This window comes from Winogradskyella sp. PE311, assembly GCF_046545555.1.
In the GTDB taxonomy this organism is placed as follows: Bacteria; Bacteroidota; Bacteroidia; order Flavobacteriales; family Flavobacteriaceae; genus Winogradskyella.
In genome coordinates this window covers 1,010,990-1,029,409 of the sequence record NZ_JBHZTH010000001.1, presented here as the reverse complement: position 1 = coordinate 1,029,409, position 18,420 = coordinate 1,010,990, and the positions used below count along the sequence as shown (strand labels likewise).

At 35.2% G+C, this 18,420-nt stretch carries 8 protein-coding genes; all 8 read right to left on the bottom strand.

Going from position 1 to position 18,420, the window contains the following annotated elements; genetic code table 11:
- The coding region (locus tag ACFWU4_RS04355; protein ID WP_411125233.1) for a leucine-rich repeat domain-containing protein at positions 1-598 on the bottom strand (598 nt) is incomplete at its 3' end.
- Between the two features lie 110 nt (positions 599-708).
- Positions 709-2,121 (bottom strand): BNR-4 repeat-containing protein, encoded by a 1,413-nt coding sequence (locus tag ACFWU4_RS04350; protein ID WP_411125231.1) that lies wholly within the window; start codon positions 2,119-2,121, stop codon positions 709-711.
- Positions 2,121-5,606: a glycosyl hydrolase gene (locus tag ACFWU4_RS04345; protein WP_411125229.1), complete on the bottom strand. Its 3,486-nt coding sequence runs from the start codon at positions 5,604-5,606 to the stop codon at positions 2,121-2,123. The genes ACFWU4_RS04350 and ACFWU4_RS04345 overlap by 1 nt, the downstream gene beginning before the upstream one ends.
- Before the next feature lie 3 nt (positions 5,607-5,609).
- Positions 5,610-10,121: a glycosyl hydrolase gene (locus tag ACFWU4_RS04340; protein ID WP_411125227.1), complete on the bottom strand. Its 4,512-nt coding sequence runs from the start codon at positions 10,119-10,121 to the stop codon at positions 5,610-5,612.
- A gap of 89 nt (positions 10,122-10,210) precedes the next feature.
- The gene (locus ACFWU4_RS04335) at positions 10,211-13,246 is read right to left on the bottom strand and encodes a sugar-binding domain-containing protein (RefSeq protein WP_411125225.1); all 3,036 of its coding nucleotides are present in this window, start codon (positions 13,244-13,246) and stop codon (positions 10,211-10,213) included.
- Positions 13,247-13,327: 81 nt separating this feature from the next.
- The gene (locus ACFWU4_RS04330; protein WP_411125223.1) at positions 13,328-14,776 is read right to left on the bottom strand and encodes a sulfatase; all 1,449 of its coding nucleotides are present in this window, start codon (positions 14,774-14,776) and stop codon (positions 13,328-13,330) included.
- 32 nt (positions 14,777-14,808) lie between these two features.
- The gene (locus ACFWU4_RS04325; RefSeq protein WP_411125221.1) at positions 14,809-16,296 is read right to left on the bottom strand and encodes a sulfatase; all 1,488 of its coding nucleotides are present in this window, start codon (positions 16,294-16,296) and stop codon (positions 14,809-14,811) included.
- A gap of 101 nt (positions 16,297-16,397) precedes the next feature.
- On the bottom strand, positions 16,398-18,410 hold the full coding sequence (locus ACFWU4_RS04320) for a hypothetical protein (protein WP_411125219.1): 2,013 nt from the start codon (positions 18,408-18,410) through the stop codon (positions 16,398-16,400).
- Between the last annotated feature and the right edge of the window lie 10 nt (positions 18,411-18,420).

Sequence of the window (18,420 nt, the reverse complement as noted above, 5' to 3'; positions counted from 1 at the left end):
TGGTAACACTATCAGGAATTGTTACCGAGGTTAAGGAATTATCAGCAAAAGCAGATTCTCCAATACTGGTAACACTATCAGGAATTGTTACCGAGGTTAAGGAATTATTTCTAAAAACACTATCTCCAATACTGGTAACACTATCAGGAATTGTTACCGAGGTTAAGGAATTATCAGCAAAAGCAGAATCTCCAATACTGGTAACACTATTGGGAATTGTTACTGAGGTTAAGAAATTAATTCTAAAAGCACCGGATGCAATACTGGTTACTCCTGCACCAATAGTAACCGAAGTTAAGGAATTAAAAAAAAAAGCATCAATTCCAATACTGGTGACACTATCAGGGATTGTTACCGAGGTTAAGGAATTATCATAAAAAGCAGAATCTCCAATACTGGTTACACTGTAGGTAACACCCCCATTATCCACACTGGTAGGGATATTTACCGTAGTGGCACTGCCTGTATAGTCTGTTGTTTCTACCTCTGCAGGGGAATTGCTTGTAATTGTGTATTCAATGTTATTTACTGTAAATGTTTGTGAAAAACCAAGGCTTGTACTTAATAAGATAAAGGTTAAAAAAATTGCTTTTTTCATTAAAAATTATTTAAGTTAAAAAATAAATATACTTACTATGTTCTATGCAAACAACTATTCTCAGTATATACATTGTATAATTAGTGATTTAATACACAACTAAATTATTCTCAATTTGTGTGATTAGCTTCCTTCTTATTTCGTTGTATAGGACCACTATCTCCCAACAAATACATTTTCCTGAAGTCTGTTCCTTCTTTTTTTTCTCCTACAATAATTCTAGCATCTGGATGTGGATTATCAATTAAAGATGATATCACAAATCCTGAATAGTCACGTTGTAAAAAAACTGTTGTCTTTTTAAACGTTTCTCCACCATTAAAACTGTCCCATCTACTTATCTCACCAACATCATCATTGGTTTCACTTTCTAAATAGATGCTAATTGCTGTGGATGATTGTACTTCTATATCTCCATTTCCTCTGGGAAGATTAGCAAGGTTACTTTTTAACCATTGCTGTCCATCCCATCTAAAATGTTGTAGGCGTTTAGGACCACTTCTTCTTGCATTTACATCTGGACCAACTAATACAGCAACATGCGGATTTCCATTTGGGTCTACATCAGTTATGCCCTGAAACGTCCAATCATTAGGTATATTCCTTACTAATGTTTTTTCATCAGCCATTTCCTTGGTCAGAGGCATTTCTAAAGGTTCGTTTTTAACATTTTTCCATTGTCCTGTTTTGGTGTCAAAAACCATATAATACACATTATGTCGTTCTGGTATATGCCCGCGTGCGTCTTGAGCATTTCTGTTATCTCTACAAATGTGGTAATCAAATGCTACAATTATATCATCTCCATTGCCACTACTAACCCAAGGATACCAAGAATCTTCGGCTTCAATATCTGTTCTGCGTTTATGTTTTAAAAAAGAAACCGGCTCGCTAAAAGTCACACCATTATCTGTTGATTTCTGGTAGACCCAATCACTTCTATGCGCACCATGACGATAAAACAGATACATATCGCCATTATCCATTTTTATAAACTGACTGTAAGTCCCAAACAATGACACATTATCTAGTGTTTCCCAAGCAGAAATATCTAAAGGCTTTTTAGAAACTGCATGTAAATTTTTTCCATAGTGGTGATTGCCTAAAGGATTATCTCCATCTGCAGGTGTGCCACCATGACCACCAAAAGCAATATGTATATAATTAGCATCATCAATAAGCAATGCTGGTTTACCATGATTGTCGATTTGTTTTTTACGATTTGGGTCTTTACCCATTACGCTTACTCCTGCTTTAAATGGCCCTTTCCATTCTTTAGTTTCGTGATTATATGAAGCCACATAAGGGTCTTCAAGCGGTCCTTGATAAGCTATATATGTTACTCCTTTATGATAGACTCCAGCTGGATGTTGTACGATAGCGACTGCATTACCAAAACCGTTATCCGCGAAATAATCTACCAAAGCATCACTCTTTTCGGTTTGTGGCGTCGCTTTTTTATTGGTATTACATCCCAAAAAGAAGAAGAAAATACATATGGTAATTACTGATAATTTCTTCATTATAATTCTAGATTTATTTTTTTAAAAATTCTGATTTCCACAGGACCTAATATGCCTGAAGTTAATAACGTATCTTCTTTTTGATAATGATTCCATGATGGAAATGTAGAACGATTTGATGGGCGCGCTGTATTATGTAATAACCAATCAGGTAATGTTTTCATTCTATCGCCTTTGCGCTCAAAATCTAGTGGCAACTTTTCATCGCCAATTAATCGGTTTGGCCAAAGGTTAGTCACTTTTACTTCTAACGTATTTTTACCATTCACTACAAAATCATCAATAACTATTCTGAAAGGTGGTTTCCATAAAGTCGCAACGTTTTTACCATTAATAATTACCTCTGCAATTACGGCGACGCTTCCTAAATCTAATTCCAATCGCTTATCAGGTTGAAGCACATCTTCTGATAACACAAATTCATTTTTATAAGTTGCGGTACCTGAAAAATGTTGAATATTCTCGTCCTGATGTTCGGACCAAGATATGAGTTCAGTAAAGTTTACTGTTTCAGGCACTTCTGAATGTAACGGAAATGTTACTTCCCAAGAATTTGATAAATCAATGGGTTCTGGTATTGATGTTACTTCAGCGCCTTTTGTTTCACCTGATGCATAAGTATATATTATTTTACCTGCATTTGGTGTTATCCATTTGATAACGTCATCAGTATAAACCAACTTCGGTTTTGATATGTCTTTTGATAGCTTTAAAATTTGTCCTTTAGGAATAAACATCGTTCTTTCATCACCATCCGTTTTGTAGGTAATTTTTAACGCGGTTTTATCACCTTTCGGAATTTGATTATCTATCAATGTATCAGAAATCAGAATATCAAAAGTATTGTTTGAAACTAGTTCCTTAATTTTATTTGTAACCTCATAGGTTTTATAATTTTGAGGAATACCTTTGGTTTCCGCTTTAAACTTTCCAAATACCGCTTTTAACACTTTTAAAGTTTTACCTTCTGCATCAATTTCTATATGCTCGCGTTCTTCTGCATAAAGTTGATGAATAGATTCTCCTATTTGGTATTCCATTCTAAACTCTTTCTTATAGCCCATTGCAGGATCGCAATCGCAAAACGCTCGAGACATTTTAAAGTCTAATTTCCCATCTTTTACAGCACTATTTACTTTATCTGTAATATCTATTAAACCTTCTTGCAGAAACGTTCCGTATTCTGCTTTTACAATTTCTAAGTTAGAAATCGGTTCCGATTTTGGTTGTTCCAATTCCATTTTAACCGATGTTAAATGGTTTGCTTTTATAGGCTTTTTAAAAACCATAAAAATCGATTCTTCCATAGCTAATTGCAAAAGAATTGTTGTTGTTTCATCTGTATTTTCTTTAAATACAACGACATCTTTTATTTCACCTGTTTCCGAATTCCAAATTTCGGGTTGTTTTCCTGAAACTCTAAAACGCGCTACAATATCTCTTGCTTCTTTTCTAGCATTGGCGATAAAATAAATATCTACATCATCAGTTTTACGATGAATAAAACTCAGGTCTGTTTTGTCATCACTTTCTATCTTAAAATCTGGTGTTTGATTCCTTAAAACAGTTTCAATTGAACTCTCTTTTACCAAACCTTTTCCCCATAATTCATCTACATAACTTTTAACAACTTCATCATTATTTGGATAATCGGTTAAACTTGGCGATTGCGATGGTTGTTTGCCAATCACAGTTGCGCCACCATCAACCAATTCGTTTATTTTTTGTAGTGTTTCTGGTTTTATAAAATCCGAATTTGGTAATACTAAAACTTTATAAGTATTGCCTACAGATGAGTAAATCGTTCCGTTTTTAACGGTTAGGTCTTTTAATTTATTGGCTCCAATCAAATCATAGTCGAAACCCATTTGTTTAATTTCAGGTTTTATAAATCCGATATTTGGTGATGATTCTCCTGTAAAAACTAAAACATCTGCTACATTTTCACCTTGTTGCAGTAGGTACTGTGAACGTGCAAGATAATCCATATAGGGCTTGCTTTGCGACCACCACGTGTTTAAACGGTTAAAATCAAAACCGTGATAACTTAAGGCTAAACCTGGCGCAACATCCCATGGTTGATGCACATAGGTATGAAAAATAAAGCGTGTAATGCCTTCTGACCAAGCTCTGTCTCCAATTGATTTTATGCTTGCTGGGTGTTTGTCCCAACCACCAATACCAGTAAACGCTTCTGCTCCAACTATGGCACTACCATTTAAATGCGCTATGGACGATACAAACTTAGGCGAATCAAAAAACGGATAACCGCCACTCCAAAACTCACACATCACAATATCGCCAGTAGCACCTACTTGCATATTTTCAAAAGGTCCCCAATACGGTTCTACCGAAAACTTCATGTTATTTTTATGACATAAATCTCTAAAATGCGCATAGTAATTCTCAGCTATTAAATCGCCAATGGTTCTTCTAAAATCCCAAAGAAAACGTTCTGAGATTTCACCACTTTCAATATAATAACCTGCTAAGGTTGGTAAATATGATGTAAGGTCATAACCTCTTAAATCTTCAAATTGCGTATCAAAACCAACAGTCCAATTGGTGGTTTCTACTTCATAACTATCAATTAAACAATTGTTAACAGTAGTTCCTATTAAATCACCTAGTTTATCAATTATGGGTTGTACTCCACCTTTCCAATAGGCGTCTACCGCTGTTTTACTCATTTTATCCACCTCTAATCCTTTGGCTTCTGGTGGTGCTGGTCTATTGGTTGTTCCTATTGGTGTGTGCCCTAATCGTAACACAATCCATTCGCCTTGTGGCACATTCCAATCTAAAAATCCGTCATTAGAAACTTTATCTGTTAAATTAATAATAGTTTCCTTTTGAATAGTACTCGTTTTTGGAATGTCTTTCGTGTCTGGTAATAAATGATTTCGAACACGTTCGGAAAGCATTTTATAATCTAGACCATCAATTTTTACAGCTTTTTTAGGTTTTGGAAATGCCAAAACTGCAATGTCTTTATAGTATTTAAATTTCGTTTTTGGTTTTGGTAATTGCGCTTTGTAATTTTGATTTCCATTTACTTCAACTTCACTAAAAACAACCGTTTGCATCGCATTTTCTTCGGTTACCCAAGGTCCTCCAGAAGAAGACCAACCAGCACTATTGTGAAATGCCAATTCTAAATCTAAGCGCTTCGCCTCTTCTGCAGAAAATTTGAATAGGTCTAGCCATTCTTCACTTAAATATTTTACAGGCCCTTTTGGAAATCCTAAATGCACATTAAACAATTGTGCTTCTTGAATGCCAACGGATTTCATCGCTTCCAAATCTTTTGTAATTCCAGATTTTGAGACATTTCCGCTTATCCAATGCCACCAGGTTCTTGCTTTTGCTTCGTTTGGTGGGTTTTTGAAACCTGCTTCTAAATCTGTGGAATACACTTCTGTTTGAGCAGGTTGATTGCAACACAAACACGAAAAAAGTAAAACTATGAAGCCTAATTTTTTCATTCGTTATTTTCTTTTTATAATTTTTGATGTCGATATTGTAACAGGTCCTAATAAACCTGAAGGCAATAAATCATCAGTTGCTTTTTGGAATGAATACGCACTAAATGTTTTACGAGGCCCTTCTGGAAGTGGTTGATTATTTCTATACCAATCTGGCATTTTTTTGTATTTGCCTCTATAATCTTCAGAGCCAAAACCTTTTTTGGATCTTCTTACATCATATTCCGTTTGGTTAGTTAATTTTTCATCACCAATTAAACGATTCGTCCATTGGTTAGTGACTTGAATTTCTAAAGTATTTTCTCCTGCTTTTAAAGCTGTCGTTATATTTAAAGCGTGAGGCGTTATCCAACTTACCCCAACATCTTTTCCGTTTACCAATACTTTTGCTATCACACTAACCTCGCCTAAATTGAGTTGAAATTGTCTATCGGATTGCAACATTTCTTTTTCTATGTTGAATGTTGTTGTATAAATTGCGGTTCCTGAATAGTGTTTTATTTCCTCTTTAGCATGGGTAGTCCAATCAAACAATTCATCTGTTTTTATGGTTGCTTCGTAAAAATCTTGTTCTCTAAAATTGATTTCCCAATTGCCTTTTATTTCAACTTGACTAGGAATATCACTTACATTCATAATCCAGTCTTCTGCATCATTTACTTTTGCAGTGTAGTTTCCATTTGCATAAACTTCGGCCTGTAAATTATTTTCATCATCTAAACTGAATGTAGGTTTTGATTTTTTATCAACTGACGTAAACGTAACTTTAGGTTGACTTGCTTTTGCTGGTTTAAAAACCACAAAAACCGATTCTTGAGGATGCATTGGAATAGCAATATTTGTTCGTCCGTTTTTAGTGGTATACTCCACTAATTTGGTAATCTCTCCCGTTTTTGCATTCCATAATTCTGGTACTTTACCTTCTACTAAAAAGCTACAGTTTAGTACTTCCTTTTCTGTTAAATTATGATTGTACACAAAGTAAATATCTTCGTTTTGGGTACGTCTATGGTAGAAATTAAAGTCTGGTTGTCCTTCAACAATTAGATCTTTCTGAATTTCATTTTCTTTCAATATTTGTTCCCATTCACCAGAGCTGTATGTTTTTTTATTTGACCAAATTTCTTTTACAAGTGTGTCAAATTCAGCTTTCATTTCTTTGGAAGTGTTATAACCACCTAGTTTTTTTGGTTTTTTACCTACAATTAATGCACCTTGTTGCGACAGTTTATGTATGCCTCTTAGCGTTTCTAAATTGATGATATCATTTCTCTGCAAAGACAGAGCATTATAAGTAATGCCATTAGGTAATTTTAATTTTCCGTTTTCTACTGTTAGTCGATTTACAATCACATCAGAATTTACACAATCGTATTTGTAAGCCGCTGGAAGTTTAGGTCGCATTTGGTTGGCATGTATCACATGACTTGGTGCTCTATCACCCACAAAAACCAATACATCTAACACAGGATTTCCTTGACGTAACATATATGAACCTCTTGCCAAATAATTGAACCATTCTGGACCTGCATTGTCCCACCAAGTTTGTGTTCTATCAATATGAGACCCTACAAAACTCATACTCATTCCTGGTTTTACATGGGTATTGGATTGGTGTGCAAAACGATGAAACATATATTCATTAATTCCATTAGTCCACTCGTAATCTCCTTTTTGTTTTGCTAACCCTGGATGGAAACTCCAATTTAATTTTGTACTCGTAAAGGCTTCTGCTGAAATCACGTTTTTACCGTAAATATGTCCTGAAGATACTGCAGCTCGTTTATGTTTATTGGGTTTTCCCAACCAAAATTCGCCCATAGGAATATCAGCACTTTTACCTGCATCTAAACTATTAAATGGGCCTACAAACCCATAAGGTTCGATGTAGGATATCAAACCATCTTGATGACATAATTCTGTGAAATAATCGAAATAATTGGTGACCATTAAATCGCTTACCAATTGTTTCATATCCCAAAAAACGGATTCAATAGTTTCATTATTTTCTATGCTTTTACCAGCATACATTAATAAAAAAGGTGTAAAATCGTAACCAAATCGTTCTTGAAATAACTGTTCCATATCGTTAGTCCAGTTTTGTGGTCCTACTTCATAACTATCAATTTCTACATATTGCAAGGCGTTTGGTGCATCTAACTTCGCTTGTTCTAACAGTTTGCCCACAAAGGCATCGTAATGGACTTTTAATGCTTTTTTACTGAATTTATCTACTTCCAAACCTTTTCCTTCAACTGATGACGGTTCGTTAGTGGCTCCAGAGGCTGTAAATCCAAAACGCATAATAGTCCAGTTTCCTTCTGGTAATGTTGTTTTTAAAACACCATTTGCATCCATTTTATCACTTAAAATAAGAATATCTTCTTTTTTAATGAATGTTTCTGCCGCAGTATTTCCAATAGGGCGTCTGTTTTTTCTATAAGACGTATACTCCATAATATTTCCTAAAACAGGACTTGCAGAAAGTTGCATTTCGTATATACCTGCATCCATTTCGGTTTCTATTCTAAAATAACGTGCTGTAACCAGCTTAAAACTTTCATAGAAATAACATTCGTCTTTACCGATGCGTTCTTCTCTAGGTTTGTGTGCTGCTTTAAAATTAATACCATCGTCCGATTTTAATAAAGTCAATCGTCCTTTACGCTTATTGATAAAAACATTCATTGAGCGGATGGTGTGTGCTTTTCCATAATCGTATTGCACCCATGTTTTTGCTTTTAAATTTGCGTGTGTATTAGTTTGTTTGTCGGTGGCTAAGGCTACATTAAAACTTTTATCTGAAGACGTGATTATAGGATTTACAGTATCGTCTATCAATTCGGTTTCTAAAGTTGGATACGCTACCACAGCAATATCTTTATAGTAGTTATGTCTTGCTGGTGGTTGTGGCAATTTTATATTAATTGCTTTACCTCCTTTTTTAATCACTTGACTATTTACAACGACTTTCATCGCATGCTCTGGCGTTACCCAAGGACCACCACTAGACGTCCAACCGTCACAATTATGCACTCCAAAACTTAAGCCTAATTTTTCACATTCTTTAGCGGCATGTATTAAAATATCTCGATGTTCTTGAGAATTGTATTTTACATCTCCTTCTGGCAAACCCATAGACACATTAAACACTAAAACGCCACCAATACCTGCGTCTTTTATGGCTTTTAAATCTTTCGTGAAGCCTTCCTTAGAGGCGTTACTGCTGTTAATATGATACCAAGTTCGTGGTTTTGATTCTTGTGGTGGGTTTTGAAAACCAGTTTCGAGCTTGTTTTTTTCATTTATTAACTGAAGTACTTCATCAAAAGATGTATCATTAAACCATTTATCAACAGATTTCAAATCTGATATCAATTTTTCTTCAGATTGTTTTTTATCAATAATTTGCTTGTACTCCCACTTTTTTTCATTAGTCAAATAAGGCAACATGTATTGATAGCCTTTCTTTATACTTCTACCATCTTCAGATTCTGCATCCCAAAGATTTACTCCAACTTTTTGCCCTAAACGTGCCAATTGTAAAAATCCATGTAAATTCATTACCGAGTAAGAAAATGATTTGGTGCGTTTAAGCTCTTTCGGTTGACTTCCATCGGGTTCTATTTGACTAAAAATTCTTGCTCTTGTGATAGTAGACAAATGGGTTTTTACTTCGTCTATTCTATTTAGATATAATAATATACTTAGTAATTGAACATCATAATGTGTCCCATGATTATTCTTTCTGGTGGATTCTTCTATTCCAAGTTTGCTGTTTTGTAACCAATTAGAATATAACGTTAACCAGTTAAACATACCTTCTTCAGTTGTCTTATCCAAGACATTGTTATCTTTAGCTAATTCCAAAAATTTCACGACCTCTGTAATCCCTCCAAATTCAATAATACCGAAACATCGTCCGTCATTTTTCCCAGGGATGGATTGCCCGTAATTTAAATGAGGATTCATCTTGGTTTCTGGATTCAAGAACCATACGTTGATTAATTCTAAGGCTCTTTTACCATAGTTCAAATTGTTACTTAAATAGTAGGCATTACTTAGGTCTTTAATGGCTCTGATAAAATTTTCATTCTCAACGAAATCGGTATAATTATTTCTTGTCTCAGGATTTATTTCTCCATCTTTTCTAATGTATGGCAAACCATCATCAGTGTCTGGATTTGGCCACCAATAAGGCCCAATGCTCATATAGTCGTGTTTGTCTTTGCTTGGTGGTACACCTATTTTATTTACTACGGAAAACATATTACAAGTTAAGAGTGAATCTGCACTTTTAATTAGATTATTCAAACCCAAAACTTCTTTTTTATCTCCTTTTTCTAAATGCTTTTTTTTATTCTCATGAGCTGGATAATTTAAAAATTTAGATTCATTTGCAGATTCTACTGAAGACTTACATTTATATGAATTAACGAGTAGTAGTAAAACTATCACCCTCCAAAACACTAAATAATACTTTCTAAATGCCCACATTTCTTTTTTATAAATCAATCTTTATTGCAGCTGAACACCATTAATAAAGCATTAAAAATTACTAAACCACAAATAATTAATATCCCTGTAATCATTATTTTTTTATTTTAATCTACAAACAACTCGTCTATAAAAGGACCGCTTTTACCTGTAGTTTCTAACTTAATATTATTTGCTCCAGCCTTTAATGTGATTATTGTAGGCACGAACTTCCACTCTTTTTCCCAACCTCCTGTTTCTTTAAACTCTAGCGTCCTTATAAACTCATCGTTTACATACAATTTCATAGGATGCAATTCCCCTTCGTTATTATGCATATATCTAAATCGAATACTATAATCTCCTGCTTCTCCATCATTTTCTTGATACCATGTTATTGCCCCTTCACCACCATCAAATCTTACAAATCCGCTACCTTTATAACGACGTGCATCCGAACTTGCTTTGACATCACCAGTAAGTATACCTTCTTCTGCAGAAATATTTACACCTCTACCGATCCACATATCTTTAGAGTGTTCGTCCCCCCAAAATAGACCTTCGTTTTTACCAAAAGTTTCATTCATTTTTAAAACCACTTTACCATTTTGTTTTACAATGGCTTTTACGGTTGTATTATCCAAAATTTCGAAAACTCCTTTGTAAATTATGCCGTTGGTTTCAGGATTATCGCCGTTTGTGGTATATAATATCTCTAAATCTGAAGATGTATTTTTACCTAAAATTGAAATTTGTTTCGCATCAATAACAATTGTATTTGAAGTATATAATGCTTTATCTCCTAAAATTGATCCTGTAATTATTGAAGCCTGATTTGCATTTGGCAACTCTCTTAAAAACAATCTCGTTTTACCAAAAAACAAAGCTCTAAAATCTGATTTTGTTCTACTTGTTGGGTCAATAGGATTTCCGTTTTCCATTGAGATTTTCTTTACATCACCATTGATGTGATAATACACTTTGTTTTCTCCATAAGGATAAAGATTATAATCATTATCTAAACTTTCTGAAGTGATGATGTAACTTGTCGTGAAACTATCCTCTGCATCTAACTTTTGAATGCTTGTTTTTAATTTTGATGGTTGTTCACCAGTAGAAAAGGATGTTCTTTTTACTTCTTTCCCGTCGATATAAGCAATTGCTTCGAGTTTCCCTTCTTCATAAGGCACCATCCATTCGCATTGCATTTCGTTCCAAACCGTTCCTGGTTTATCTTTTCCAAGTGATTTTCCGTTCAAAAACAACTCTACTTCATCGGCATTAGAATAGACCCAAACCGGAATCACTATGCCTTTTTTCATTCTTGGATGCGTCCAATGCGGTAACATGTGAATCATTGGTTCATCTGTCCATTGACTCTGATAGAAATAGAATAAATCTTTTTTAAAGCCTGAGACATCCAAAGCACCACCCATAAATAAGTTAAAAGGCAGACCGCCATGAACTAAACCAGCTTCCCCATAATAATCGAAACCTGTCCAACGAAAGTGACCACTATGCCAAGGATTATCGCGCATCACTTCCCAATATTTTCTAGCAGAAACTCTTACTGTGGCATTATCATAAGACGAATTGAAACTTTGCTTTCTATTTCTCCAATTTTTAGGGTTGATGCCTTCGTAGAAGAAAATCTCTTTTTCGGTTAGATTTGGCAACTCATACGTACCTGGTAATTCGTTATCGCGCCACCAAGTTTGTGTTCTGTAATAGCCTCTAGTTTGCCACGTGTGTGGTGCTTCAGTTGAAATAAAGGGCTTATCAAAACGTCTATTTTCTATAAACGATTTCGTTTCAGAACCCCCATTAACACCTTGAATATCCATGTCTTCTGGATTTCCTGCTCCTGAAGTGAACAGTCGTGTTGGGTCTAAACTTTTTCCGAATTTCACCAATTCTGGTGCCACATCGCTATGGGTTTCATTCCCTAAACTCCAAACAAAAATACTGGGATGATTTCGGTCTCTGGTAATCCACTCTTTAACATCGCGTTGCCACCAGTCATCAAATGCTTGTTTGCCGTAATCTTGTGGTGCTTTTTTGTGCCAACCATCAAAAATTTCATCCATGACCAATAAACCAATTTCATCGCAGATATCATAAAACATTGGTGGTGTTGGATTATGCGACGGACGAATAGCATTGATGCCCATGTCTTTTAGTGATTGTAATTTCCAACGTAACATAGGTTTTGTCCAAGCACCTCCAACAGGTCCGCCCTCCCAATGTTCACAAACCCCTTTTAGTTTTACGTTTTCACCATTTAACCAAAAACCTGTTTCGGTTTTCCATTCTACAGTTTTAAAACCAAAGGTGTTTTCGGTTTCATCAATTATATTTTTACCATCTATAATTTGGGTAACTGCCTTATAGAGATTTGGTGTTTCTGGACTCCATAATTTCGGATTTTCAACTTCCAACTGAATAGTTGTTCTCGAGGATTGTAATTTTACACGACCTTTATTTAGCAATTCACCATCTGAGGAAAATAGCTTCACAACATAGTTCAAACCTTTTATCTCACCATTAAATTCTGCATCAATAGTAACAGTCGCTTTATTCGTTTGAATAGACGGTGTTTTAATAAAAATACTATTGGGTTTGAAGTGTGTTGAGTTGACTTCGATTAATTTTACTTGCGCATAAATACCACAAGGATGGTACCAGCGTGCTGAGGGTTCTAAACTGTTATCTACTCTAACTGCAATAGTGTTATTGCCTTCTTTTAAATATTTGGAAATATCATACCGAAAACTGATGTAGCCATAAGGTCGTTTGCCTATATGATTGCCGTTGATCCAAACATCGCTATTCATATAAACACCATCGAAATTGATGTAGGTAATATTTGAAAGACTTTCTTTTTTAATGTTGAAGTGTTTACGATACCAACCAATACCACCATCGTGATAGCCACCACCTTGACCTTGATCACCACCTTTACGCACACCTTTTTCAAAAGACCAATCGTGAGGCACGTTTAAAGTTGTCCAAGAGGAATCATCTATATTTCTTTTTGAAAAGGTTGGATAATCCTCAAGACTAAACTGCCAATCGTTATTGAAGTTGGTTACTGTACGCTGAGCATAACCAAGACCTATGCATACACTTAAACATAGTATTAGAAAGGACTTTTTAATATTCATTAAGCTGATTTAATCGTGTAAACCAAACTTAATTTTAAAAATCCTGAATATAATCCTGTGGTGTCATGCTTTTAACATACCCTATCTTCTGGGCTGATCATTTTGTAAAAATGGTTTATCTCTTGGAAATTGTACTTCTAAAAGTTGTCGCATTCTGTCTTCTACTTTTTTGTACTTCTTTTGTCCTGACAGATTTTCATAAGACAACAAACTGTTTTTATGCTCGTAGAGTTCTGCTCCTAAAATTTCGTGTGTGGTAGAATTGCGCCATTCTGTATAACGCCATTCTCCATCCGTAGTGGTAACGCCCATTATCTTTTTTCCTCTAGCATATACACTATAAGCAGCAGCATCCCATTTTGTTTTTGGATTGTTTAGGACAGGTAATATGCTTTTTCCATCAGACACAGGTGCTGATTTTAATTCACAGATTTCCACAAGCGTTTGAAATATATCTACATTTTCTACCAAAGCATCGGACGTTTTATTTGTAACGCGATTTTTATATGCTGTTTCTCTACTGATAATTAAAGGCACTCTTGCGTCTATTTCCATATTAGATTGCTTACACCAAGAGGCATACTCTCCAATTTTATATCCATGATCGCTCATAAAAATAATCAAGGTGTTTTTCCTTAAGTCTAAATCTTCTAATGTCTCCATGACTTTACCTACTTGAGCATCAATGTAACTCACACTTGCATGATAGCCATGAATAAGGTCTCGTGTTAAATCATCGTTTAAATCTCCCTCTTTTGGAATATTTGAATAGCCTTTTAATTCGCCCCATTTCGCTAAAGCTAGTCTATACCTATCTTTAGGCTTGTCTCTTAACGGAATTTTAAAATTGTTCTTATCGTATAAATCCCAATATTTTTTTGGTGCATTATATGGCAAATGTGGTTTACTTAAGCCCACAATCATTACAAATTTATCGTCCTTAACTTTATGTAAGGTTTCTATAGCATAATTAGCTGCTCGTCCGTCTTTATAGCCTTCATCTGGCACATCAGCATTTTCAAAAGCAGGCCCTTTTAATGGTTTGACGCCTTCTTCTTTTAGGCGTTTCATTAATGCTATATTTTCGGGCTTTAAATACGAATTTCTTTCTTTTTCAAAATAAGTAGACCATACGTTTTTATCATCTCTACCATGGTGATAAACCTTACCTATACTTATAGTTTTATAGCCATTTTTAGTGAATAACTGTGGTAAAGACACTACCTCTTTATGTACTTTTCTTAGTGGTGTAAATATGCTATAAATTCCCAAAGTTTCAGGACGCAAACCTGTCAAAGTACTCATTCTTGAGGGCGCACAAATGGCTTGCTGCACATAAGCTTTATTAAACATTACACCATCTTTCGCTAATTCATCGATATGAGGTGTTATTGCAGTTTCACTGCCATAGCAACCTAATTCTGCTCGTAAATCGTCAACATAAAACACTAGTACATTGGGTTGGCTGTCCTGTGCGTTACTGCTTAAAAAACAAAAAGCAGTAAAAAGTAATACTATAACTTTATTCATTAGGTTCTATATTAATTGTTTCATGGATTTAATTATAATGGTTTTGGTGACTGTAATACTCCTTTACCATTTTTCCAACTCCAATAATCAATGGCATTACGCTTTTCATCAAAGACATAATTCCATTTTTTCATATAGTACGCTCTTGGCCTTACTTGATCACCAATTTTTTGAAGTTTTTGCTGCAATATAGCGTCTAAATCGTTTTGAATTTCTTGCAATTGTGGTTTACCTAATAAGTTGTTCTGTTGGAATGGGTCTTTAATATTATCATAAAACATACTAGGTCCTTCAGGTGTTACTGCATAGGTATATTGTTTTGTTCTTATTGCTCTGTATGATGGATCTTTGAAATTTGATCCAAAGGGTGCGACATTCATTATTAAGGCTGCTCTATCTGCATTTGGGTCTGGATTTTTTATTAATTCAGATAAGTTTTCTCCTTCTATGTCTTTAGGAATTTCAATATTAGTCAAACCTAATAGTGATGGCAAAATATCAGGTGTTGTTAGCGGTGCATTTACTACTTTACCTTTATGCTTTCCAATAGCAGGATAACTTATTAAAAACGGAACTCGTGCTGCTTCATCCCATGCGAGTTGCTTTACAAATGGTTTTACGCCATGAGCTCCCATCATTTCCCCATGATCTGATGAAAATACAATAATGGTATTATCTGATAATTTCAGTTCTTTAATCTTCGCCAACAAGCTTCCTATAGCTCCATCTGTGGCTGTGGCATGCGCATAATAGCCCTGTAATTCCTTGCGACTTCGTTCCTTAAATTCTTCTGAAATATTAGGATTCAAAGTCAATGTTTCTGGCGGATACATGGCTTTATATTTCTTTGGAGCACTTCCATGCGGATAATGGGGTGTCGCAATAGAAACTACAGCCAAAAATGGTTCTTTATCATTCGCATGCTTTTCTAAATACTGATTTGCATCTTTTACAATGGCGAATGGTGAATACTCCTCCCAATGTTTCAGCTCTTCATTATCGTTATCGTAATAAGGCATTTTTGTATAGTTATGCGAACACTCCAATGCTTTCCAATACTCAAAGCCTTGACGTCTTTCTTTTGGAATATAGGTAGATCTTCCGTGCCCATCTAAATGCCATTTTCCCCAATATGCCGTATGATAGCCTTCAGCTTTAAATAATTCTGCCATGGTCACCTCCTCTGCAGGAAAATAGATATCATTTAAAAACATCCCTGTGGTTGTTGGAAACTTGCCCGTTAACAAAGCTGCTCTATGTGGTGTACAGACTGGCGTTACAGAAACTGCATTCGTAAAGTTTACAGACTCCTTAGCAAAAGCATCTAGGTTTGGTGTTTTTACATCTGGATTTCCGGCATAACCCAATGCAGATCCTCTCCATTGATCTGTTAGAATGTATACGATGTTTGGCTTTTGAGCAGATTCGGCTTCATCAATTGTTTCTGCATTTTTTGCTTTATCTGATTTGCAACTTATAAGTAAAACAAAACTTAAAATGAGTATTACTATTCTTTTCATAATTTGACTTGAAATTCTTTATTTGTAAACCTAAAGTTAGTTTTGTTAAAAGGTTCTCGATACAATTTTTCGTACCTTAAAATCACTCGAACTGACGTTTATTAATTTTTATTTATATATTTCAATAATAGGTTTTGAACATCTGCAACTGTCCCTTGTTCTAATCCGTCGTTAACATTTGCACCAGTGATCCAATACAAAATCATACCTGCATCAGAACAATCCCATTTTCCCTTTTGGAATTTAACAACATCATCAACCTCTGCAATTTTTCCTTGTAACCATACCCATTGAATCCTCGGGTCAGCATGGTTTTTTGCCCAATCCCATTGACTTAGATTTACTTTCAGTTTTATGTTCTGGTCTGGAATACGTACTTCTTCAACTCCGAAATCCAATATTTGTTGCCATGTGTAAAAATCACCTGCATCATCATTAGCTGGATGGTGTGTAATTACTTTAACAAATTTGTGTTTATTTTTTTTACTCGCAGCAAGTGCATAACCAATAATATCGGGTTCACCTGCTTCTATAATCCAAAGTGGGTCTTCGGCTGTAGAGTTATTTATGGCTTTAGTTAAATCTTTAACCGTTTCGTCTTTGTGCCATTTCGCATCTAAAAACGTGAGTCCATCAAAACCGCCCCAGCGTCTTGCTGTTACATCACAGGCACTTTGCATTAATGCATGCCGTTCTTTTTCTGCTTGTTCTGAAATTCTTTTTACGCGCACCAAATCACAACTATGCGAATAATGTACAAGCCTATCTTCTAGTCCAGCTGCTCTTAGTAAAGCGATAGACACTGCGGTTCCTCCTAAATCATCCGGATCTGGTGAGTTACCATCTGCTACAACAGCAATTCGACCTTTAGGTGCATTAATTATAGGTGTTGCATTTTGTGCCAGTTTTATCGAACCATTATAAGGTGTTCTGATAATGTCTTTACCTTTACCAACTGGAGTAAAAACGATACCAGACCAACGGCCTCTTGCCCATTCTTTGCCATCTGCACTTCCAACTTTAGCGGTTACTGTAATTTGATCTCCTCGTTTAAGCTTTACATTTTCCCAGAGCGCATTGTTGTTTTCTCCTTCTTCAAACACATCTTTTGAGAGCGGTGGTGAATGGGTGCCTAATAGTTTATTGTTGATTAGTATTTTAAACTCAGATTGCCCATCGTTTTCACCTACGGCTACAAATACCAAATCATAAGTTCCACTTTTAAACGTAAAAGGAGTTGTTGATTCGGCTTTTTTATGTTTATTAGGATTGACACCTAACCATTTTCCTCCTGCATGTTTATAAAAGCCTGTGTCTTTGATTGGAAAATCATCAATTGGTAAGGTCTTGTTTGCAATATGTGAAGCTCCAACTTGTTTAAAATAAGAGCGTAAAGGCCATAGTGTTGTTACTTTTGGGCCTTCATCTTTTGGAATATAAGTGCTGTCTTTTGTTAGAATAAACTTATCGAACTCAAAACCATCTTCACGCATACTAAATTGTATATCATGGATGCCAGCTTTTTCTATATCTAAATAAATTTCTTTTGGCACACCGCAATGCTCTTCTTTTGTGCGTTGCTTACTTGCCCAGGTCCATTGCTTTTTTCCGTCGCACCATTGCATGCGTTGACCGTGTTCTGGCCATTCGCCATTTAACCCAACATGTATACCGTTATCTTCGCTTCCTGTGCTATAAGCTCGTACCCAAACATAATAACGCCCTGGATTATTGAATCTAACCTTATAATGTAAAACACACATTTTACCAGGTGCATTAGAAAAATTTTCTCCTTGAACTAGCTTATCTGAATGGGTAACTCTAGTATCTGGTAATATTTCAACATAAGTACTATTACTCGCGTCTTTATGATGCGGTGTATCTTCGTCTCGACCAACTTTGGTTATTGCTTCTTTTGCTGTGATATACCATTGTCTGATTTCTGAATGACTTTGTTTATTAAAATATTCAGCTTCCACTGCAGCCCTGCCATCATTTTCTAAAAAGATGACTTTGTCGTCAACAATTGGGTTATTTAATTTTAAGGACTGCCCATTAATAAGACTAGGTGTTACTAGCATCACAAATAAGAATAGTGACGTTATTTTTTTCATTTTTTAATGT